At 73.3% G+C, this 21,254-nt stretch carries 17 protein-coding genes; 11 read left to right on the forward strand and 6 right to left on the reverse strand.

The features are described 5' to 3' along the window. The first annotated feature begins 179 nt into the window (after positions 1–179). Positions 180–1,376 (forward strand): magnesium and cobalt transport protein CorA, encoded by a 1,197-nt coding sequence (locus ACH4SI_RS19930; protein ID WP_398297303.1) that lies wholly within the window; start codon positions 180–182, stop codon positions 1,374–1,376. A gap of 197 nt (positions 1,377–1,573) precedes the next feature. After that, positions 1,574–2,458 carry a phosphatidylinositol-specific phospholipase C domain-containing protein gene (locus tag ACH4SI_RS19935; protein WP_398297305.1) on the forward strand — a complete coding sequence of 295 codons (885 nt, stop codon included), beginning with the start codon at positions 1,574–1,576 and terminating at the stop codon, positions 2,456–2,458. A 65-nt stretch (positions 2,459–2,523) separates the two neighbouring features. Here ACH4SI_RS19935 and ACH4SI_RS19940 read toward each other — a convergent pair whose 3' ends face one another. From ACH4SI_RS19940 to ACH4SI_RS19955, 4 genes are all read right to left on the reverse strand, one after another. Next, entirely contained in the window at positions 2,524–4,092 is a 1,569-nt protein-coding gene (locus ACH4SI_RS19940) for a glycoside hydrolase family 6 protein (RefSeq protein ID WP_398297307.1), read from the reverse strand. A gap of 164 nt (positions 4,093–4,256) precedes the next feature. After that, complete coding sequence (gene pucD / locus ACH4SI_RS19945) at positions 4,257–6,626, reverse strand: xanthine dehydrogenase subunit D (RefSeq protein ID WP_398297309.1); 2,370 nt, start codon at positions 6,624–6,626, stop codon at positions 4,257–4,259. 2 nt (positions 6,627–6,628) lie between these two features. Further along, positions 6,629–7,186 (reverse strand): (2Fe-2S)-binding protein, encoded by a 558-nt coding sequence (locus ACH4SI_RS19950; protein WP_398297311.1) that lies wholly within the window; start codon positions 7,184–7,186, stop codon positions 6,629–6,631. Next, positions 7,177–8,067, reverse strand: coding sequence for an FAD binding domain-containing protein (locus ACH4SI_RS19955; protein WP_398297313.1), 891 nt, complete (start codon positions 8,065–8,067; stop codon positions 7,177–7,179). The genes ACH4SI_RS19950 and ACH4SI_RS19955 overlap by 10 nt, the downstream gene beginning before the upstream one ends. Positions 8,068–8,272: 205 nt before the next feature. Here ACH4SI_RS19955 and ACH4SI_RS19960 point away from each other — a divergent pair, with 205 nt between their 5' ends. Beyond that, the gene (locus ACH4SI_RS19960) at positions 8,273–9,997 is read left to right on the forward strand and encodes a PucR family transcriptional regulator (RefSeq protein ID WP_398297315.1); all 1,725 of its coding nucleotides are present in this window, start codon (positions 8,273–8,275) and stop codon (positions 9,995–9,997) included. A gap of 169 nt (positions 9,998–10,166) precedes the next feature. Beyond that, positions 10,167–10,943: a hypothetical protein gene (locus tag ACH4SI_RS19965; protein WP_398297976.1), complete on the forward strand. Its 777-nt coding sequence runs from the start codon at positions 10,167–10,169 to the stop codon at positions 10,941–10,943. 182 nt (positions 10,944–11,125) lie between these two features. Here the strand turns inward: ACH4SI_RS19965 and ACH4SI_RS19970 are convergent, their stop codons facing one another. After that, entirely contained in the window at positions 11,126–11,815 is a 690-nt protein-coding gene (locus ACH4SI_RS19970) for a GntR family transcriptional regulator (RefSeq protein WP_398297317.1), read from the reverse strand. 493 nt (positions 11,816–12,308) lie between these two features. On the opposite strand from ACH4SI_RS19970, the gene ACH4SI_RS19975 reads away from it, so the two are divergent. Next, positions 12,309–13,532 carry a DUF2637 domain-containing protein gene (locus tag ACH4SI_RS19975; RefSeq protein ID WP_398297319.1) on the forward strand — a complete coding sequence of 408 codons (1,224 nt, stop codon included), beginning with the start codon at positions 12,309–12,311 and terminating at the stop codon, positions 13,530–13,532. A 31-nt stretch (positions 13,533–13,563) separates the two neighbouring features. On the opposite strand, the gene ACH4SI_RS19980 is transcribed toward ACH4SI_RS19975, so the two are convergent. After that, the gene (locus ACH4SI_RS19980) at positions 13,564–14,016 is read right to left on the reverse strand and encodes an ATP-binding protein (protein ID WP_398297321.1); all 453 of its coding nucleotides are present in this window, start codon (positions 14,014–14,016) and stop codon (positions 13,564–13,566) included. A gap of 176 nt (positions 14,017–14,192) precedes the next feature. On the opposite strand from ACH4SI_RS19980, the gene ACH4SI_RS19985 reads away from it, so the two are divergent. The 6 genes from ACH4SI_RS19985 (at position 14,193) to ACH4SI_RS20010 (ending at position 21,252) form a co-directional block, all read left to right on the forward strand. Further along, on the forward strand, positions 14,193–17,342 hold the full coding sequence (locus tag ACH4SI_RS19985) for an alpha-mannosidase (protein WP_398297323.1): 3,150 nt from the start codon (positions 14,193–14,195) through the stop codon (positions 17,340–17,342). Positions 17,343–17,421: 79 nt separating this feature from the next. Beyond that, positions 17,422–18,147, forward strand: coding sequence for a GntR family transcriptional regulator (locus ACH4SI_RS19990; RefSeq protein WP_398297325.1), 726 nt, complete (start codon positions 17,422–17,424; stop codon positions 18,145–18,147). A gap of 84 nt (positions 18,148–18,231) precedes the next feature. After that, entirely contained in the window at positions 18,232–19,299 is a 1,068-nt protein-coding gene (locus tag ACH4SI_RS19995; RefSeq protein ID WP_398297327.1) for an Ldh family oxidoreductase, read from the forward strand. Beyond that, entirely contained in the window at positions 19,296–19,598 is a 303-nt protein-coding gene (locus ACH4SI_RS20000) for a putative quinol monooxygenase (RefSeq protein ID WP_398297329.1), read from the forward strand. The genes ACH4SI_RS19995 and ACH4SI_RS20000 overlap by 4 nt, the downstream gene beginning before the upstream one ends. A 34-nt stretch (positions 19,599–19,632) precedes the next feature. Further along, positions 19,633–20,067: a cupin domain-containing protein gene (locus ACH4SI_RS20005; RefSeq protein ID WP_398297330.1), complete on the forward strand. Its 435-nt coding sequence runs from the start codon at positions 19,633–19,635 to the stop codon at positions 20,065–20,067. Positions 20,068–20,145: 78 nt separating this feature from the next. Continuing rightward, a complete protein-coding gene (locus tag ACH4SI_RS20010) occupies positions 20,146–21,252 on the forward strand; it encodes an alpha/beta fold hydrolase (protein WP_398297331.1) in 1,107 nt (368 codons plus the stop codon). The last annotated feature ends 2 nt before the right edge of the window (positions 21,253–21,254 follow it).

Below are 21,254 nucleotides of genomic sequence, written 5' to 3' on the forward strand. Positions count from 1 at the left end.
GCGACAAGGAGGTGAGGTGTACGCGATGACCGGCGAACCTCCCAGTCGCATGCCGCGAGCCGCCACCCCTTCCCGGCCGCGCTGAGCGCGGTACGGCCCGGGGCCGGCGCCCCGCAGTGTGTCCGGATGCCCCGCCCAGCGCCGGCTGCCCGGCGCCACCCCTTCGTAAAGGACCCCTCATGTCCGAGCGCCGTTCCCACACCCCGCGCCCGCTGAAGAAGTACCCCTGGCAGCGGGCCGCGGCGGAGCGCGGCGCGGGCGCCGGCCCGCGCTCCGCGGCCGGGGCCGGAGTGCCGGGCCCCCCGCACTCCGAGTCCGCGCCCGGCGCGGTCGACGGCACCCCGGTCAACGACGAGCACAGCGTCGTGGACGCGGCCGTCTACCGCGAGGGCCGCCGGGTCGGCGCGCCCGACAGCCTGGCCGCCACCTACCGGCGGCTGCGCGAGCAGCCGGGCGCGATGGCATGGATCGGGCTGTACCGGCCGAGCGAGGCGGAGCTGCTCTCGCTCGCCGAGGAGTTCGATCTGCACAAGCTGGCCATCGAAGACGCGATGGAGGCGCATCAGCGGCCCAAGCTGGAGCGCTACGGCGAGACGCTGTTCGTCGTGCTGCGCGCGGCCCGCTACCTCGACGCGGTCGAGGAGGTGGACTTCGGCGAGCTGCACGTCTTCGTCGGCCCCGACTTCGTCATCACCGTCCGGCACGGCGCCGCCCCGGACCTGTCCGCGGTGCGCACCCGACTGGAGGCGGCCCCCGAGCTGCTGGCCCTCGGCCCGGAGGCCGTGCTGTACGCGATCCTGGACGCGGTCGTGGACGGCTACGCCCCGGTCGTGTCCGGAGTGCAGAACGACATCGACGAGATCGAGACCGAGGTCTTCCGCGGCGACCCCGCGGTGTCGCGCCGCATCTACGAACTCTCCCGCGAGATGGTCGAATTCCAGCGCGCGACCCGCCCGCTGGTGGGGATGCTGCGCGGGCTGATGGCCGGTTTCGACAAGTACGGCACGGATGAGGAGCTGCAGCGCTATCTGCGGGACGTCGCCGACCACGTCACCCACACCAGCGAGCGCGTGGACGGCTTCCGCTCGGCCCTCACCGACATCCTCGCGGTCAACGCCACCCTGGTCACCCAGCAGCAGAACGCCGAGATGAGGGCGCTGGCCGAGGCGGGCTTCGAGCAGAACGAGGAGGTCAAGAAGATCTCCGCGTGGGCGGCCATCCTCTTCGCCCCGACCCTGGTCGGCACCATCTACGGCATGAACTTCACCCACATGCCGGAGCTGCACTGGGTGCTCGGATACCCCTTCGCGCTGCTGCTGATGGCGGTGGTGTGCGTCAGCCTGTACGTCATCTTCAAGCGGCGCGACTGGCTCTGAGTCCGCCCGGGCCCTTGGACCGGGGACAGCGCCCCTCGCCCGTACGGCGACGGAACCCGCGGTGGCCCGGCTCGTGCCGCAGCCCCCTCGCCGGTCCGCAGACCGGTGGAGCCGGACCTCAACCTTCCTCTGCGGCCCTCGTTTGTGCTTCGATGCCGTGCTCACGGCACGAACGGGTGAGCGACGGGAGTATGTGTATGGATCGGCGAGGGTTCCTCAAGGGCGCGGCCGCACTGTCCGCCACGGGGTTGGTCACGGGGTTAGGGGGCGTCGCTGTCGCGGCGCCGACTCGGCCGCCGGCCGCCACGGACTGGCTGTCCGGCATTGCCGACGCCACGCCCGTGCAGCGGCTGACGCTTCCCGGGACGCACGACTCGGGTGCTCGTTACGGCGGGCCGTGGACCGAGTGCCAGAACACCACCATCGCCGACCAGCTGAACAGCGGCATCCGCTTCCTGGACATCCGCTGCCGCGCGTTCGAGAACGCCTTCCCGATCCACCACGGCGCCTTCTACCAGCACCTCAACTTCGACGATGTGCTCGGCGCCTGCCGCGCCTTCCTCTCCGCGCATCCGTCCGAGACCGTGCTGATGCGCGTCAAGCAGGAGTACTCGGAGGAGAGTGCGGCCGAGTTCCGTCGGATCTTCGACACCTACCTCGACGACAAGGGCTGGCGCTCCCTCTTCCGCCTCGACGCCACCCTCCCGACCCTGGGGCAGGCCCGCGGCCGGGTGGTGCTGCTCGGCGACTCCGGCGACATGCCGGGCGTCCGGTACGCGGATCCACAGCTGTTCGACATCCAGGACGACTATATGGCGGAGCCGTTCGGCAAGTACCCCAAGATCGAGGCGCAGTTCCGGAAGGCGGTGGCGCAGCCCGGCAAGCTGTACATGAACTACGTCAGCACCGCCGCGCTCCTCCCGCCCCGGGGCAACGCGGACCGGCTCAACCCGCAGGTCAAGACCCTGCTGGAGAGCGCGAGCAACCAGGGCTGGACCGGGCTCGGCATCGTTCCGATGGACTTCCCGCACACCACATCGGGCCTGGTCGACGCCCTGGTGAGGCACAACCCGGCGGGCTGACGACGGGTCGGCGGCGGCTCGTGTGCGATGAGCCGCCGCCCCACCCGTGCGTCACGTCGCCGGTGTCAGGGGGTGACCGAGGGGCGGGCGAAGCGTACGAGTTCCAGGGCCTGGTCGGGGAACCACTCGCCCGCCTCGGGGTTCACCGTGCCGCGCACCGGGTCCGAGGGGCCGGAGGTGCCGCGGAGGCAGCGGCCGTCGGACTGGCCGGGCGTCTTCACCCACAGGTCGGCGTCGTGCAGCGGATCGCCCGTGGCGGTGGTGGGGCGGGCGCCGAGGCCGCGGCGGGGCGGGTTGCACCAGGGCTGGGGGTCGGCGTGGCGACCGTAGCGCGGCGTCCAGGGGCCGCGCCCGTTGCGGCTGGTGTCGGTGACGAAGTGCTTCATCCCCGACCGGTCGTGCGGCTCATGGGCGCGCAGCCAGGCCCGGATGTGCGGCCGCGGCCAGCTCCGCTCGGCGCAGGACTCCGGGTCGCCGCCGTCGGCGACGTAGGCCAGGCAGGCGGAGACGAGCCGTCCGTACAGGGCGCTGGCGCGGTCCGTCTGGTAGTGCGAGACGTTGAGGGCGAAGCCGGTGGCCTCGTCGATACCGGCCTTGACGAGACGGGGCACGATGCTGCTGACGTCGTGCCAGTCCGCGTGGCCCGCGTCGAGGTACACCTTGGTGTCGGGGAGGGCCATGAGGGTGTCGACCGCGTACTTGATCTCGGTGAAGCGGGCGGCGGTCAGCGCGTCGTCGCCGGTCTCGGTCTCCGCTTCCGTCGCCACCTCGGGCTCGGGCTCCGGCTTCGGCTCGGCGACCGGCCGCTCGCCGGCCTCCGGCTCCTTGTCGAGGTCGGCGGGGTCGGCGGGGAGGAACGGGGTGGGGCTCGCGGCCGGAGGGGCCGGTTCCGGAGCGGGGGCCTCGGCGGTGACGGCCGCGTCGGGGGCGGGCTCGGTGCCGGGTTGCGGTTCAGGGCCGGGGGCGGTGTCGGTGGTGGGCTCGGTGAGCGCGGGGGCGGGGGTCAGCTCGACCGTGGCCGTGCCCGTGGCCGTCTCCGTGGCCGCGCCCGGGTCCACAGCCGCGCCCGTACCGGCGGTGGTGGTGGTCGGGTGGACCGCCGGGGTGTCCTCGCCCGCCTGCGCGCCGCAGTCGGACGGCAGCAGCGCCAGCGAGTCGGGTTCGAGGACGATCATCGCCTCGCGGTCACCGATGCCCCGGGCCACGGCGTCGATCCACTCCTTGTACTCCTCGGCGTTCCGCGCTCCCCCGGCGGAGTAGCTGCCGCAGTCACGGCCGGGAACGTTGTAGAGGGCGAGCACGGGCAGCTGGTCGTGCCGGGCGGCGTCGCTCGTGGTCATCTGGACCAGGCGGGCGACCCTGGCCGGGGGCTCGTCCCCGTACCAGACCGCCTGCGGGGTGCGCACCATGGCGAGGAGTCCGGCCGCCGTGCGGTAGTCCCCCCGCCAGGTGAGCTGGGTCACCTGGCGGTATGAAGCGCGGTCGGCCGGGGGGACGTACAGGGGCACGCCGCGCGAGGGCGCGGCGGCGCGCCCCTGCACGGCCGCCTGCACGGTCGAACCGCTCAGCAGGGGAAGGGACGTTGCGGCCAGAACGGCCACCGACACGGCGAGGGTTTTTCGTCTCGTTCGCACGGGCGCACTCCAAGGGGCGGGTCGCATAGGTCGGTTTCTGAGGCTCACTCAGAAACCGGGACCCGGCAACGCGAGCGTCCGCCGACTGGCGCAACCGGATTCCCGCCCAGGCGTGGCATTCCGTCAGACAATCTGCCCGACAGCTCCCCCGGGGCGGGAGCGCGTCATGTGCCCGTCAGATGCTCAGGCCGCACCGGCACCCGCCCCAGCCGGAGGCCCGTCGCGGCGCGGATGGCCGCGACGACCGCCGGGGTGGAGGAGAGGGTCGGGGCCTCGCCGACACCACGCAACCCGTAGGGGGCGTGATGGTCCGCCAGCTCGAGGATGTCGACCGGCATGGTCGGGGTGTCGAGGATGGTGGGGATCAGATAGTCGGTGAAGGACGGGTTGCGAACGCGGGCGCCGTCCGAGACGAGGATCTCCTCCATCACGGCGAGGCCGAGGCCCTGCGTGGAGCCGCCCTGGATCTGGCCGACGACGGAGAGCGGGTTGAGCGCCTTGCCGACGTCCTGGGCTGCCGCCAGCTCGATGACCTTGACCAGGCCGAGTTCGGTGTCGACCTCGACCACGGCGCGATGGGCGCAGAAGGAGTACTGGACGTGGCCGAAGCCCTGACCGGTCGTGAGGTCGAAGGGCTCGGTGGGGCGGTGCCGGAATTCCCTCTCGATGTCGATCGCGTCGTCGCCGAGGATGTCCGTCAGATCGGCGACGACCTCCCCGGCGACCGTGACCACCTTGCCGTCCAGCAGGCGCAGCTCCGTGTCACCGCCAACGGCACCGCAGCGGCGGAAGACCTCCTGCCGCACCGCCTCGCAGGTGTGCTTGATGGCGCCGCCGGTCATGTACGTCTGGCGGGAGGCGGAGGTGGAGCCGGCGGAGCCGACCCGGGTGTCGGCGGGGTGGATGGTGACCCGGCTGACGCCGAGTTCGGTACGGGCGATCTGGGCGTGGACGGTGACGCCGCCCTGGCCGACCTCGGCCATCGCGGTGTGGACCAGGGCGACGGGCTCGCCGCCGATGACCTCCAGCCGCACCCGGGCGGTGGAGTAGTCGTCGAAGCCCTCGGAGAAGCCGACGTTCTTGATGCCGACCGCGTAGCCGACGCCCCGCACCACGCTCTCGCCGTGGGTGGTGTTGGACAGGCCGCCGGGCAGGGCGCGGACGTCGACCTCCCCGTCCGCCGTCTGCCAGGCGCGCTCCGGCGGGAGGGGGAGGTCCCGGACCCGGCGCAGGATCTCGGCGACCGGGGCCGGGGAGTCCACGATCTGGCCGGTGGGCATGACGGCGCCCTGCGCCATGGCGTTGCGCTGCCGGAACTCGACGGGGTGCAGGCCGAGTTCGTGGGCCACGGCGTCCATCTGGGCCTCGTACGCGAAGCACGCCTGCACCGCGCCGAAGCCGCGCATCGCGCCGCAGGGCGGATTGTTGGAGTAGAGGGCGAGCGCCTCGACGTCCACGTGGTCCACGACGTACGGGCCGATCGCCAGGGAAGCGGCGTTGCCGACGACCGCCGGGGAGGAGGAGGCGTACGCTCCGCCGTCCAGCACGATGCGGCACCGGACGTAGAGCAGCCGACCGTCGCGGGTGGCGCCGTGCTCGTAGGTGAGCTTGGCGGGGTGCCGGTGGACGTGGCCGAAAAACGACTCGTACCGGTTGTAGACGATCTTCACGGGCTTGCCGGTACGCAGCGCCAGCAGGCTGGCGTGCGCCTGCATGGACAGGTCCTCGCGGGCGCCGAAGGCCCCGCCGACGCCCGACAGCGTCAGCCGCACCTTGTCGGGCGGCAGGCCCAGCACCGGGGCGAGCTGGTCGCGGTCCACGTGCAGCCACTGGGTGGCGATGTAGAGGTCGATGCCGCCGTCCTCGGCGGGCACCGCGAGCCCGGATTCCGGGCCCAGGAAGGCCTGGTCCTGCATGCCGACCTCGTAGTCCCGGCGTACGACGACATCGGCGCGGGCCTTCGCGGCGGCGACGTCGCCGCGCCGCACGGGCTGGCGGTGGACGACGTTGGGGTGCGGGGCGTGGGCGGCGTGGTGGTCGGCGCGGTCGGGGTGGAGCAGCGGCGCGCCGGGCGCGGTGGCGGTGGCCTCGTCCACCACGAGCGGCAGCTCGGCGTACTCGACCTTGATCCTGGCGGCGGCGCGGCGCGCGGTCTCGGGGTGGTCGGCGGCGACGATGGCGACGGCCTCGCCGTGGTAGCGGACCCGGTCCTTGGCGAGGACGGGCTGATCGTGGATCTCCAGGCCGTAGTGGGTGGCGGCCGGGAGGTCGTCGTGCGTCATGACGGCATGGACGCCGGGCAGGGTCAGCGCCCCGCTGATGTCGATGGACCGGATCTCGGCGTGGGCGTGGGGGCTGCGCAGGGTGAAGCCCCACAGCATGTCCTCGTGCCACAGGTCGGAGGAGTACGCGAACTCCCCGGTCACCTTGAGCATGCCGTCGGGGCGCAGGGTGGATTCGCCGATGTGGCCCTTGCCCCGGCCCTCGGTCAGATGGGCCTGGGTGATCCTGGTGGGGGCGCGGTCGGGTCCCATGATCAGCTCGCCTCCCCGGCGGCCGGGGCGGAAGTGCGGGCGGCGGCCAGGCGCACCGCGTCGAGGATCTTCTCGTAGCCGGTGCAGCGGCACAGATTGCCGGAGAGCGCCTCGCGGATGTCGGCGTCGGACGGGTCGGGGTGCCGTTCCAGCAGCTCGTCGGCGGCGACCAGCAGCCCCGGGGTGCAGAAGCCGCACTGCACGGCGCCCGCGTCGATGAACGCCTGCTGGACAGGGGCCGGCGGGGCCTCCCCCGCGCCCGGCCCGACCGCGCCCGGCTCGCCCGTCGCGCGGCTTTCCGCCGCGCGACGCTCCGCGTACCGGGGGAGCCCTTCGACGGTCACCACCTCGCGCCCCTCGGCCTGCCCGGCGGCCACCAGGCACGCGCACACCGGCACGCCGTCGAGGCGGACCGTGCACGAACCGCATTCGCCCTGCTCACAGGCGTTCTTCGAGCCGGGCAGGCCCAGTCGCTCGCGCAGCACGTACAGCAGGGACTCGCCCTCCCACACGTCGTCGGCCTGCTGCGGCCGGCCGTTGACGGTCATGTTCACGCGCATGCCGCCGCCCTCCCTTCGCCCTCGCGGTACGCCTGCCAGGTCCAGCCGAGTGTGCGGCGCGCCATGACCGTCACCGCATGGCGGCGGTAGGCGGCGCTGCCTCGTACGTCGTCGATGGGGTCGCACGCGCCCGTGCACAGCTGGGCGAACTCCCGGGCGACCGCGGGTGGAATCGCTTCGCCGCTGTCCCAGAAGGCCCCGTCCGCGAGCGCCGCGTTCAGGAAGTCCTCCGCCGCCCGGGCCCGGACCGGCGTGGGCGCGGCGGAGCCGATGCCCGTCCGTACGGTGCGGGTGCGCGGATGGAGCGCGAGGGCGAAGGCGCACACCGCGATGACCATGGCGTTGCGGGTGCCGACCTTGGAGAACTGCTGCGGCCCGTCGGCCTTCTCGATGTGGACGGCCCTGATCAGCTCGTCCGGCGCCAGCGCGTTGCGCTTCACCCCGGTGTAGAACTCCTCGACCGGGATCATCCGGGTGCCGCGCACCGAGGCCACCTCCACCTCGGCCCCGGCCGCCAGCAGCGCCGGATGCGCGTCCCCGGCGGGCGAGGCCGCGCCGAGGTTGCCGCCCACGGTGCCGCGGTTGCGGATCTGCGGCGAGCCGACGGTGCGCGAGGCGAGCGCGAGGGCGGGCAGCTCGGGGCGCAGCCGCTCGATGATCCGGGTGTACGGAACGCCGGCGCCCAGCCGGACCGTCCGCTCACCGGTCTCCCACTCGGCCAGTTCGCCGATACGGGTCAGATCCAGCAGCCGTTCGGGCCGCCGGTGATCAAAGTTGATCTCGACCATCACATCGGTGCCGCCCGCGAGGGGCACGGCGTCGGGGTGCTCGGCCTTCGCGGCGAGCGCCTCCGGCCAGTCGGCGGGGCGCAGGAAGTCCATGGGCCTTCTCACCAGTCCTCGATCAGGAACTCATGCTCGCGGGGTCCCCATCCAGTAGACCTCCGCCGCGGGCGCCGGGGCAGTCACCGAAGGCATGAAGCAATTGGCTGGCCAGCGGGCCGGTCTTGTAGATTCGAACGAACGACGGGGAGCTGAAACCTCGCGGTATTCGACCGGCGACAAAGACAAGATCGGCTGGCACCCCATGCGGCTGCGCGCACTGCTGGAAACCGACGCCCTCGGCCTGCGCCTGCTCGGCGGCGAGGACGAGCTGGACCGCACCGTACGCGGAGTGATGACCACCGATCTGCGCGATCCGAGCCGCTATCTGTCGGGCGGCGAACTGGTCCTGACGGGGCTGGCGTGGCGCCGGTCGCCGGACGACTCCGAGCGGTTCGTCGCGATCCTGGCCGCCGCCGGGGTGGCCGGGCTCGCGGCGGGCGAGGCGGAGCTGGGCCCCGTACCGGAGGATCTGGTGCTGGCCTGCGCGCGGCACCGGCTGCCGCTGTTCTCCGTGGTCGAGGACGTGGCGTTCGCGTCGATCACCGAGCACGTCGTACGCCAGGTCTCCGGCGAGCGGGCCGGGGATCTGGCCGCCGTGGTGGACCGGCACCGGCGGCTGATGACCCCGGGGGCCGCGGGCGGCGGCCCCGAGGTGGTGCTCGACCTGCTCGGCTCGGACCTCGATCTGGCCGCCTGGGTGCTCTCCCCCACCGGCCGCCCGATCGCGGGGCCGACCGGCCCCGGGGCCGCGGAGCTGCCGCAGCCGGTCCGCACCCGGCTGGCCGGTGAGCACCTGGCCGCCCAGCGCGCCGGGCGCCGCGGCCCGCACCGGCTGACCGCCGCGAACGGCGTGACGTATTCCCTCTTCCCCATCCGCGGCGGTACGAGCGGCGGCGGCACCGGCGCCCCGCACGCGGCCGCGCCCGCCGACTGGCTGCTGGCGGTCGCCGCCGACGCCGGGGACTGGCCGGACGAGCGGCTGGACCTGCTGTACGGGGTCACCCAGCTGATCGCGGTCGAGCGCGACCGGCGGGACGAGGCCGGTACGGTGCGGCGGCAGCTCGCCCAGGAGGTGCTGGAGCTGGTGCAGACGGGCGCGCCGTCCGCCGAGGTCGCGGCCCGGCTGCGGGTGGCGGCGCCGGCGCTGCTGCCGGGGCTCGGCGGCGGGGAGGCGCCGCACTGGCAGGTCGTGGTGGCACGGCTGGAGGAAGCGGCTGACGGCGAGGGCGGGGAGCCGGGCGGCGGCCCGGCCGCCCAGGCGCTGCTGGAAGAGATCCTGGTGGACCCGCGGTCGGCCGGGGCCGGGCCCTCGGGCCGGATCGCGGTGGCGCACACCGGGGACGAGGCGGTGGCGCTCCTCCCGCTGCCCGCGCCCGCCGACGCCGACGCCACGTCCGGGGAGGCGAAGGCGGAGGCGGCGGACCAGGAGGCGGGGCTGCACGCGGACGCGCTGCTCGCCGCCGTCGGCGAACCGCTCGCGCGCGGGCTGGGCGACGACGCCCGGCTGACCCTGGGCGTCAGCGCCCCCGTGCACTCCGCCGAGGCGCTGCGCGGCGCGCTGGAGGAGGCCCGGCACGCCCGCCGGGTGGCCGCCGCGCGGCCGGGCCGGGTCAGCGCGGCCGGGCACCAGGAGCTGGCCTCGCACGTCCTGCTGCTCCCCTTCGTCCCGGACGACGTACGCCGCGCCTTCACCGCCCGGCTGCTGGACCCGCTGCGCGCGTACGACCGCCGCCACCGGGCCGAGCTGATCGCGACCCTGGAGGCGTTCCTGGAGTGCGACGGCTCCTGGACGCGGTGCGCGGCGCGGCTGCATCTGCACGTCAACACGCTGCGCTACCGGGTGGGCCGGATCGAGCAGCTGACCGGGCGCGACCTGGCCCGGCTGGAGGACAAGCTGGACTTCTTCCTCGCGCTGCGGATGAGCTGACGCGCCCGTACGCGCGCCCCGGGCCCCCTGGACCACCACCACTCTCCCCGGTGGTTTGTGAATTGATTCACACCAACCTCTTGGCCGGGCCCGCGCTTCCATGTTGAGATTCGGCAACGGCTTCCGGCTCGATGGCGCGCTTGGGGAGGGCAATGTGGCGGACACCGCCATGTCACCACCTGGATCGTCGAACTTCGGCCCCGACCCGGGGACCGGGCGGGCGGACGACCCGCTCGACACGGCGGTGTGGCGGCTGCGCTCCCGCGCGTGCTGGAAGGACGCCGCCGAGCTGCTCGCCCCGCACGCCGCGGCCGACGCGGCCGTGGCCCTCAAGCGCAGCGCCATCCTGATCGAGCGGTGCATGTACACCTCCCGGGGCTGGGACGCGGCCGAGGACGCGCTGCGCGCGGCGGAGGCCCTGGCGCTCACCGACGACGAGCGGGGCGCCATCGCGTGCGAGCGCGGCTATCTGGCGTACGCCTCCACCCTGCTCGGGAACCGGGACCGCGCCGACGAGGCGCGTACCGCCCTCGGCCGGGCCGCCGCGCTGCTCGGGCCCGGCTCGGCGACCCGCCCGCTGCTGGACTTCCGCCGCGGGCTGATCTCGCAGCACCTCGCCCACAACCCCACCGGTGCCCAGGCCGCCTACCAGCGCGCGCACGCGGGCGCCGCCGCGCACGGCGACACGCTGCTGCGCTCGTTCACCTGGCGCCATCTGGCCGGGATGGCCGAGGAGGAGGGCGATCTCGCCGAGGCCCGCCGCGGCTTCGCCGAGTCGCTGCGGATCCGCGAGGAGCTGGGCTACCTGGTCGGCATCGCCCCCGCGCTTGCCTCCCTGGCGGACGTCGAGGAGGAGCCGGAGGCGCACCGGCTGCGCGCCGAGGCGCTGCGGTTGGTGCGGCTGCTGGGTGGCGTGCCGGTCTGGCTGGCCGAGCAGTTAGCGTGACGGCGCCCCGGTGCCGCCTGGGCGGTTGTGCCCCTGGGGTTTCGCCGCCGGGTGCGGCCCGGTGGCCGGGTTGTGCCCACCCGTCCCTCCCCCAGCTACCGCTGGGGGAGTGTGAGGAGCGGGGGTGTGGGGGCGGAGCCGCCGCCCGGGGCCCGGGGCGGAACCCCGGGGTGGGAAACGGCTCAGGCGCCGGACGTGAAGTGCTCGCGGACCAGGGATTCCACCACGTCCAGGTCGCGGGCGGCGAGCGCGTCCAGGAGCGCCATGTGTTCGGCGGCGTCGGCGACCAGGTCGGCGGTGCGGACGGCGCGGCCGCAGGCCAGCGGCCACTGGGCGCGGCGGTGCAGCTCGTCGGCGACGACGACCAGCTGCTGGTTCCCGGCCAGGCTCAGCACCGACTGGTGGAACGTGCGGTCCGACTCCAGGTAGGCGGCGCGGTCGCCCTTCGCGGCGGCCGCCGCCGTCGCCTCCGCGAACGGCCGCAGCCGTACCCAGCGCTCGGGCGCGATCGCCCGGGCCAGGCTGAGCATCACGGGCACCTCCAGCAGGGCGCGGACCTCGGCCAGCTCGGCCAGCTCGCGCGCGCTGCGCCGGGCCACCCGGAAGCCCCGGTTCGGCACGACCTCGACGGCCCCCTCGCCCGCGAGCTGCTGCATCGCCTCACGCACGGGGGTGGGCGAGACGCCGAAGCGGTCGGCGAGGGCCGGGGCGGAGTACACCTCGCCCGGGGTCAGATCGCCCCCGACCAGCGCGTCCCGCAGGGCGTCCAGGATCTGCCCGCGCACGGAGTGGCGGCGCGGGGACCTGCGTGCCGCGGGCACGCCGGAGGGGTCCCGCGACTCCATTGCCGCCTCGGCTTCGGCCTGCTCCACTGGGGTCCTCCTGACATCCCATCGAACGATATGCGGATGCCGCCCGAGGACAAAGCCCACGCGCACACCGGTCGCTCCGAGCCCGGCGGACTGGACATGACCCTGACCACATTTCCCGGCCCGCGCCGCTCCACGTGATCGGCCGGACCGGACACCGGGAGCGATCGTTTTCGGCCACGGATGGGACGCTCCCGCGGCGCTCCCGAAGCGCTCATAGGCGGACAGGGGCGAGAAAAGATCACCAAGGGGTTCGGACGGCCGACGGCAAGCCGATGGGTCGGATTTACCCACGATCGGGTTACGTGAATAGAATCAAGCCGCTTGCAACGAGCGAGCGTTCGAACCGTATCGCACCTATCCGCGTGTCCCCCCGCCCACTTGGCGGCCTCTTGTCCAGAAACCGCTTGAGGCCCGGCAGGATTCCGCCAGGATGTCGCGCGAGTAGGGCCGCACTGCGGCCAGAACTTCACGGAAGCGAGGCAAGGGGCACCGGATGAGACTGACCGACATATCGCTGGGCTGGGCCCTGCCAGTCGTCATAGCGCTCGTCGGAGTCGTGGGGGCGGGAGTTGTCCTCGCGCGCGGCCGTTACGGGAAGAAGGAGGAGAACGGCATCGCCGACTCCTGGGAGCGCAGCGAGGAGCGCAGGCGGCGCAAGGAGACCGTCTACGCGACGGCCTCGTACGTCCTGCTGTTCTGCTGTGCCGCGGTCGCGGCCGCGCTCTCCTTCCACGGCCTCGTGGGCTTCGGGCAGCAGAACCTGAACCTCTCGGGCGGCTGGGAGTACCTGGTGCCGTTCGGGCTGGACGGCGCCGCGATGTTCTGCTCGGTGCTGGCGGTGCGCGAGGCCAGCCACGGTGACGCGGCGCTCGGCTCGCGGCTGCTGGTGTGGCTGTTCGCGGGCGCCTCCGCCTGGTTCAACTGGGTGCACGCGCCGCGCGGCATGGGCCACGACGGTGCGCCGCAGTTCTTCGCGGGCATGTCGCTGTCGGCCGCGGTCCTCTTCGACCGGGCGCTCAAGCAGACCCGCCGGGCGGCGCTGCGCGAGCAGGGTCTGGTGCCCCGCCCGCTGCCGCAGATCCGTATCGTCCGCTGGCTGCGCGCCCCCCGCGAGACCTTCGGCGCGTGGTCGCTGATGCTGCTGGAGAACGTGCGGACGCTGGACGAGGCGGTCGAGGAGGTCCGCGAGGACCGGCGCGAGAAGGAGCAGACGCGCAACCGCCGCCGGGACCAGGAGAAGCTGGACAAGGCCAGGATCCGGGCCCTCAACCGGCAGCACCGGGCATGGGGCCGGGGCGGTGGCCGCCAGGTGGACATCGCCCCGGCGGCGCAGCCGCCGCAGCTCACCGCGGAGTCTTCCCATGAGGAGAACGCGCTGGGAAAAGCCGAGGCGGCCGAGCTGTCCGCGCCCTCAGCTCGGCCCGCCTTGCAGTCCGCGGACGCGGCTGAGTCCGGTCAGCGCGACGACCGTCGCGACGACCGCGGCCGGGACTGGAGCCGTGACCTGGATTTCAGCTTCGGCTTCGGTGACGCCGGCGCCACCGAAGCCGACCAGGACGAGGCGAAGGACAAGGACGGCAAGGGCGACAAGGACGACAAGGACGTCAAGGACACGGCGCGGACCGTCGACCTCACCGCCGAGGACGACACCCTGACCATCCCCCGGCTGGACTCCCTGGAGGAGAAGCTCGCGGAGATCGAGCGGCAGTTCGGCTGAACCCCACCCCAGGGCAGATGGCCGGTGGCGCTCAGCCGCCGTCCGCGTCCAGCTCGAACCAGACCGCCTTGCCCACGCCGTGGGCCCGTACGCCCCACGCGTCCGCGAGCGTGTGCACCAGCAGCAGGCCCCTCCCGGAGGCGCTGTCCTCCGGGGGGTGTCCGCGCAGCTTCGGGTGACGGGACACGAAGTCCCGCACCTCGACCCGTAATCGGCCCGCCACCGGCCCGTCGGCCCCGCCGCTCAGCGTGGCCCTGACGTACGCACCCCGGTCGGTGTGCACCAGCGCGTTCGTCACCAGCTCGCTCGTCAGCAGCTCCGCGAGATCGGCCCGGCCGGGCTCGCCCCAGTGCCGCAGCATCTCGCGCAGCTCGGCGCGGACGTCCGCCACGGCCGCGTAGTCGTCATGCCTCAGTCGCTTGCCGAGGGCCCGGCCCCGCTCCCCTTCGATGGCCACCGCCCCAGAGTCCGGCCGGTTGGTCATCCGGCCCCGCCGTACAGGCCGACGCTTCATCCTCCCCCGCCCCGGCCGCTCCGGCGCGGCCGCGTCGCATACGGTCGAACATGCTCACGGAATGCATTCCCGCCTGTTGCCGTGCCACACACCGGGGGAAAGCATCAGGGGTGATCCGCTGAGCGCCGAGCCCCGAGGAGCCGTTGATGCACGACGACCGACTGTTGGTGGAGGGGCGCCTGGAGCGGGCGCTGCACCAGTTCATCCGGCCCGCCCAGTACCCGGCGCGCGTCCCGCTCTCCCTCTACGCCTGGCGCGCCCCTGGCGAGCCGGTCCCGGTCGCCGACGCGCTCGCCGGGACGTACGAGCCGTTCACGGCCGGTACGGAGTGGGGCGAGCCGTGGTCGACCTGGTGGTTCCGGCTGGAGGGCGCGGTGCCGGCGGAGTGGGCGGGGCGGCGGGTCGAGGTGGTCGTCGACCCCGGCTTCACCGACGACGGTCCGGGCTTCCAGGCCGAGGGGCTGGTGTACGACGCGCACGGCGTACCGCTGAAGGGCATCCACCCCCGTAACCGCCACATCCCCCTCGCCTCCCCCGCCGCCGGCGGCGAGCCCGTACGGCTGCTGCTGGAGGCGGCCGCCAATCCGTCCGTGCTGCGCGACGGCTTCGCCCCCACCCCGCTCGGCGACGTCCTCACCGCCGGGGACCGGCCGCTCTACCGCTTCGCCTCCGCCGATGTGGCCGTCCTCGACGAGGACGTGTGGCATCTGGTCCTGGACATCGAGGTGCTGTCCGAGCTGATGCGCGAGCTGCCCGCGGACCGGCCGCGCCGCCACGAGATCCTGCGCGCCCTGGAGAACGCGCTCGACGCGCTCGACCTGCACGACGTGCCCGCCACCGCGGCCGCCGCGCGCGCCGAGCTGACCGAGGTCCTGGGGAGCCCCGCGCACGCCAGCGCGCACCGCGTCTCGGCGGCCGGGCACGCCCACATCGACTCGGCGTGGCTGTGGCCGCTGCGCGAGACCGTGCGCAAGGCGTCCCGTACGTTCGCCAACGTCACCGCGCTCGCGGACGACTACCCGGAGCTGGTGTTCGCGTGCTCCCAGGCGCAGCAGTACGCGTGGGTCAAGGAGCACCAGCCGCACATCTGGGAGCGCATCAAGAAGGCGGTCGCGGACGGCACCTGGGCGCCGGTCGGCTCGATGTGGGTCGAGTCGGACGCCAACATGCCCGGCGGCGAGGCCCTGGCCCGCCAGATCGTGCACGGCAAGCGGTTCTTCCTGGAGGAGCTGGGGGTGGATACGGAGGAGATCTGGCTGCCGGACTCCTTCGGCTACACCGCGGCGTTCCCGCAGCTGGCCAAGCTGGCGGGGGTGAGGTGGTTCCTCACCCAGAAGCTGTCGTGGAACCAGTCCAACAAGATGCCGCACCACACCTTCTGGTGGGAGGGCATCGACGGCACCCGCGTCTTCACCCACTTCCCGCCGGTGGACACCTACAACGCCCAGTTCAGCGCGGCCGAACTCGCCCACGCCGAGAAGAATTTCGCCGACAAGGGCCTCGCCACCCGCTCCCTCGTCCCCTTCGGCTGGGGCGACGGCGGGGGCGGCCCCACCCGCGAGATGCTGGAGAAGGCGCGCCGGCTGGGCTCCCTGGAGGGCTCGCCGCGGGTCGAGATCCACAAGCCGTCGGTGTTCTTCGCCGAGGCGGAGCGGGAGTACGGGGCGAAGGCGCCGGTGTGGTCGGGCGAGCTGTACCTGGAGCTGCACCGGGCCACGTACACCACCCAGGCGGCGACCAAGCAGGGCAACCGGCGCAGCGAACACCTGCTGCGGGAGGCGGAGTTGTGGGCCACGGCCGCCGCGCTCCACGCGCCCGGGTATGCCTATCCGTACGACGACCTGGACCGGATCTGGAAGACGGTGCTGCTGCACCAGTTCCACGACATCCTCCCCGGCTCCTCGATCGCCTGGGTGCACCGCGAGGCGCGCGAGACGTACGCGCGGGTGCGCACCGAGCTGGAGGGGATCGTCGCGGACGCGGTGGGCGCCCTGAGCACCGCGGGTCCCGGCGGGCCCGACTCCCCCGTGGTGCTCAACGCCGCGCCGTACGAGCGCGAGGAGGTCGCCGTCCTGGACGCCGCGACGGCGGCGGCCCTGCCCACCGACGCCCCGGTGCAGCCGCTGGGCGACGGGCGCGCGGCCGCCGGGGTGCGGGTGGGCGCGCTGGGCACGGCGGCCCTCGCCGGTACGACGTGGGGCGCGCCGCCGGTGACCTCGCTGAGCGACGGCCACGCCATCGTCCTGGACAACGATCTGCTGCGGGTCACCATCGACGGCGACGGGCTGCTCACCTCCGTCCTCGACCTGACGGCGGGCCGCGAGGTGCTGGCCCCCGGCGCGCGCGGCAACCTCCTCCAGCTCCACCCCGACCACCCCAACCACTGGGACGCCTGGGACATCGACCGCCACTACCGCCGCAGCCACACCGACCTCACCGCCGCCGAGTCCGTCGAACTGACCGAGTCCGGTCCGCTGCGCGCGACCGTCCGCGTCGTCCGTGTCTTCGGCGCCTCGCGCGTCGTCGAGGAACTGACCCTGGCTGCGGGCAGCGGACGCCTCGACATCGCGGCCGAGGTGGACTGGCACGAGTCGGAGAAGGTCCTCAAGGCGGCGTTCCCGCTGGACATCCACGCCCGGGAGTCCACGGCGGAGATCCAGTTCGGGCATGTGGAGCGCCCCACGCACACCAACACCGGCTGGGACGCGGCCCGTTTCGAGATCTGCGCCCACCGCTGGCTGCGGGTCGCCGAGCCGGGGTACGGGGCGGCGCTGCTCAACGACTCGACGTACGGCCACGACGTGACCCGTACGGCGCACGAGAGCGACGACGGCGAGGTGCTGGGCACGACGGTCCGGCTGACGCTGCTGCGCGCCCCGCACAGCCCCGACCCCGAGACGGACCTCGGCACCCACCGCTTCCGCTACGCGCTGCTGCCGGGCGCGAGCGTCGGCGACGCGGTCGAAGGCGGCCTCGCCCTGAACCTGCCGCTGCGCACCCTGCCCACGGGCCCGGCCGGGCCCGCGCCGCTGCTCTCCGTGGACAACCCGGCGATCACGGTGGAGTCGGTCAAGCTCGCCGAGGACCGCAGCGGGGATGTGGTGGTGCGGCTGTACGAGTCGCACGGCGGCCGGGCGGCGGGCACGCTCATCGCCGGGTTCCCGGTGCTCTCGGCGGACGTCACCGATCTGCTGGAGCGCCCGCTGCACCCGGCCGCCACCGGCCCGGCCGGGCTGAGCCTGGCCCTGCGGCCGCACCAGATCGTCACCCTGCGGCTGCGGCCGGTGCCCGCGTAGGCGGGAGAGCGCCCGGGCGCCCGGCACCGACGGCTAGCCTGTATACAGGTAGGGGTGCGGGGCGACGGCGAGGAGAACCATGGCTCGGGCGACGGGCAAGAGCGAAGCGGTCTACGAGCGGCTGAAGGGGGACATCGAGACCCTGCGGCTGCGGCCCGGGGCGAAGCTGAGCGAGGTCCGGCTCGGCGAGGAGCTGGGCGCCTCCCGTACGCCCGTGCGGGAGGCCATCCGCCGGCTCGCGGGTGAGGGGCTGGTCGACTTCGTGCCGGGCGAGGTGGCGCGGGTGGCCGCCATCTCGCTGGGCGGCGTGCGCGCGCTGTTCGAGATCCGGATGTTGCTGGAGCCCCGGGCGGCCGCCCTGGCCGCGGCCTCGGGGGCGGCCGACGAGCGTGTACTGACGCCGTTCCGTCAACTGCTGGAGCGCCTGGAGGAGTTCGAGGAGTTCTTCCGCGCGCTGGACGCCGCCGGGCAGGTGCGCGGCTATCGCGACTTCTACGCGATCGCCGAGGACTTCGACCAGGCGGTCATCGCCGCGTGCCGCAATCCGTATCTCGCCCGCACCATCCGCGACCTGCGCAGTCAGACGGTGCGCCTGCGGCATGTCTCGCACAGCGGCCCACGGCGCATGCTGACGTCGCTGGAGGAGCACCGCGCGCTGCTGAAGGCGGTCACGCACGGGGACACCGAGGCCGCCGAGGCGGCCTGCCGCCATCACCTCACCCAGACCCTCCAGGCCCTCATCGAGAGCCTGACCGGCGAGGGCCTTCCCACGGGCGTGGAGGTCCGGCTGGACGCCGCCCGCTGACGTTCCGTGCCCTCGGGGGCATGGTTTTCCCCTGCGCAGTGCTGTATACAGGTCTGGATACAGTCTGGGGGTGAGGACGAACGCATGTCGCACATCGTCGGCGCCGCCGAACTGCACCGGTTCGCCGCCGCGGCGACCGAAGCCCTCGGAGTGCCGCCCGGAGACGCCCGGCTGCTCGCGGACACGCTGGTGACCGCGGAGCTGTGGGGTCATCCCTCCCACGGGATGCTGCGCCTGCCCTGGTACCTGAAGCGCCTCGACAGCGGAGCGACTGCCGCGGTCGCGCGGCCGGAGACCGTCGTCGACAACGGCGCGGTACTGGTGATCGACGGCCATCACGGCCTGGGGCAGGTGCTCACCCACCGGGCCACCGCCCTGGGTGTCGAGCGCGCCCGGCGGCTCGGAGTCAGCGCCGTGGCCGTGCGGAACTCGGGCCACTTCGGCACCGCCGCGTACTTCACCCGCCAGGCGGCCGCACAGGGCTGCGTGGCGCTGCTCGCCACCAACGCGAGCCCCGCCATGGCCCCCTGGGGCGGCCGCGAGAAACGGGTCGGCACCAACCCCTGGTCGATCGCCGCGCCCGGCGGCCGCTACGGGACCGTGGTGATGGACATCGCCAACACCGCCGTCGCGCGCGGCAAGATCTACCACGCCAAGGAGCGCGGCGAACCCATACCCGAGGGCTGGGCGGCCGACGCCGACGGCGTGCCGACCACCGATCCCCGGCAGGCGGTCGAGGGGCTGATCCTGCCGATGGCAGGGCACAAGGGCTATGCGATCTCGTTCATGTTCGACGTCCTGGCCGGGGTGCTGACCGGCAGCGCGTCGGGAAGCGCGGTGGTGGGCCCGTACGACCCGCAGGGCCGCAGCGGCGCCGGCCACCTGCTGGTCTGCATCGACATCCGGTCGATGACCGCGCCGGAGGAGTTCGAGCGGCACATCGAACGGCTGATCGAGGAGACCAAGGCGACCCCCACCGCCCCGGGCACGGAGGAGATCTTCGTGCCCGGGGAGCCGGAGGCCCGTACCGCCGAGCGCCTGAGGACCGAGGGCATCACGGTCGCCGACGACACCTGGCAGTCCCTCGTCCGCATTGCCGACCGGACCGGCGTACCGCACCCGCACGCCAACTGTGAGGAGCTTTCCGCATGATCGCCCTGACCGTCTCCCTCCACGTCCGGCCCGGCTGCCGCGACGACTTCCTCGCCGCGATCGAAGCGCAGGCCGAGCGGTCCTTCACCGACGAACCCGGCTGCCTGTCCTTCGACGTCGTCTGCGACCTCTCCGACGACCACCACTTCATCTTCCACGAGCTGTACGAGGACGAGGCCGCCGTCGAGGCCCACCGCGCCGCCCCGCACTTCGCGGTCTGGCGCGAGGCCGCGGCGGCGTACGTGGTCCCGGGCAGCCAGGTCAACACCCTCTCCCGCCGCCTGATCCACCACTCCTGAACCCCGGGAACCCCCAGAACGGAGCCAACTGCCCGTGTGCAACCACCCCACCGCGCCCTCCCTCCTGATCCACTCCGGCGAGGTCGAGCGCTTCGACCGCGGCGGAGGCGTCGCCACCCTCCCCTACGTGGGGAAGTGGAATTCGCAGACCGCCTCCATCACCACCGGCCAGACCGTCTTCCAGCCCGGAAACGGACTGCCACTGCACAGCCATGACGTCGAGGAGTCGGTGCTCGTCCTGGAGGGGGAGGCCACCGCCGAGATCGACGGCGAGACCTTCGACCTGGCGGCCGGGGACGCCACCTGGGTCCCGGCCGGCGTCCCGCACCGCTTCCTCAACCGCGGCGACGGCGTCATGCGCATCTACTGGGTCTACGGCGGCCGTGACGTGACCCGGACCATCACCGCCACCGGAGAGACCTTCGAGCACCTCTCCGTTCACGACAAGGGAGGCGCGCCCGTCTCCTGACGTACGGCGTGAGGAGTCTTTTCGATCAGGAAAGGGTAAGCGGGCGATCATCCAACCGCATACGACCAGGAGAAACACGTGCCCAGACCGCTCGTCACCGGTATCGCCGCCACCGCCGCCGCGGCCCTCCTGCTCACCGGCTCCGGGGCCGTGAGTGGCAGCGCCGCCGCCACGTCGCCGCGTGAGCCCCGCGCCACGGACGTTCATCGGGTCCGCATTCAGGACGAGTTCGACTCGCTCGGGCCCGAGGTGCGGGCGATGAAGCTGGGTTCGGGGCGCACCGCGCACTACATCGACGAGGGGCCTCGGGACGGGAAGCCGGTGCTCTCCATCGGGGGCACGGGGACCAGCGCGCGGGCGGCGCACATGACGGACTTTCTGCGCAGCACGCGGGAGTCCCTGGGACTGCGGCTGATATCGGTCGAGCGCAACGGCTTCGGGGACACGGAGTTCGACAAGGGCCTGGGCAAGGCCGACTTCGTGAAGGACGCGCTGCAGGTGCTGGACCGCATCGGAGTACGCAAGGTCGGCGTGATCGCCATTTCGGGTGGCGGGCCCTACGCCGCCGAGCTGGCTTCCCTGGCGCCGGACCGCGTTCAGTCGTTGCATCTGGCCGCCGCGTTGCCACCGTACGGGGCCACGCCGTCGTACTGCTCGATGTCCGACGAGGAGCTGGGCAGGTCGCTGGAGAAGCAGATCGCCGATCCGCGTATCTGGTGGGCGTTTCCGGAGGACAGTCCGACCAAGCGGGTGCCCGGGTTCGCCGACACCGCGTACGAGGACGGCGCCCGCACCTACAACCAGCGCGGGCAGAAGGCCGACCCCGGGCCACAGGTGCACGAGCAGAAGCTGTACTGCGAGCGGCCCGGACCGGATCTGTCGAAGCTGAAGGCGCCCGTCATCGTCTACAGCGGGAAGAAGGACACGACCGTGCCGCCCAGCACGGTCGGGACCTGGAAGGAGCATCTTCCCGGCGATCCGGCCGTGCGCAGCTATGCCGATTCGGGGCATGACGTGCAGTACCGGCACTGGGACCAGATCATGGTCGACCTGGCCGGGTACCCGGACCGCACCGTCGTCTGCTACCGGGGCCACAGCGCGATGCCGCCGGCCGAGGTCGCCGATCCGCTGGTGGAGAAGGGTCGCGCCACGCTCGGTAGCTGCGCCTGGCAGAAGTCCGGCTGATT

The organism is Streptomyces sp. NPDC021212, assembly GCF_044332925.1.
Taxonomy (GTDB): domain Bacteria; phylum Actinomycetota; class Actinomycetes; order Streptomycetales; family Streptomycetaceae; genus Streptomyces.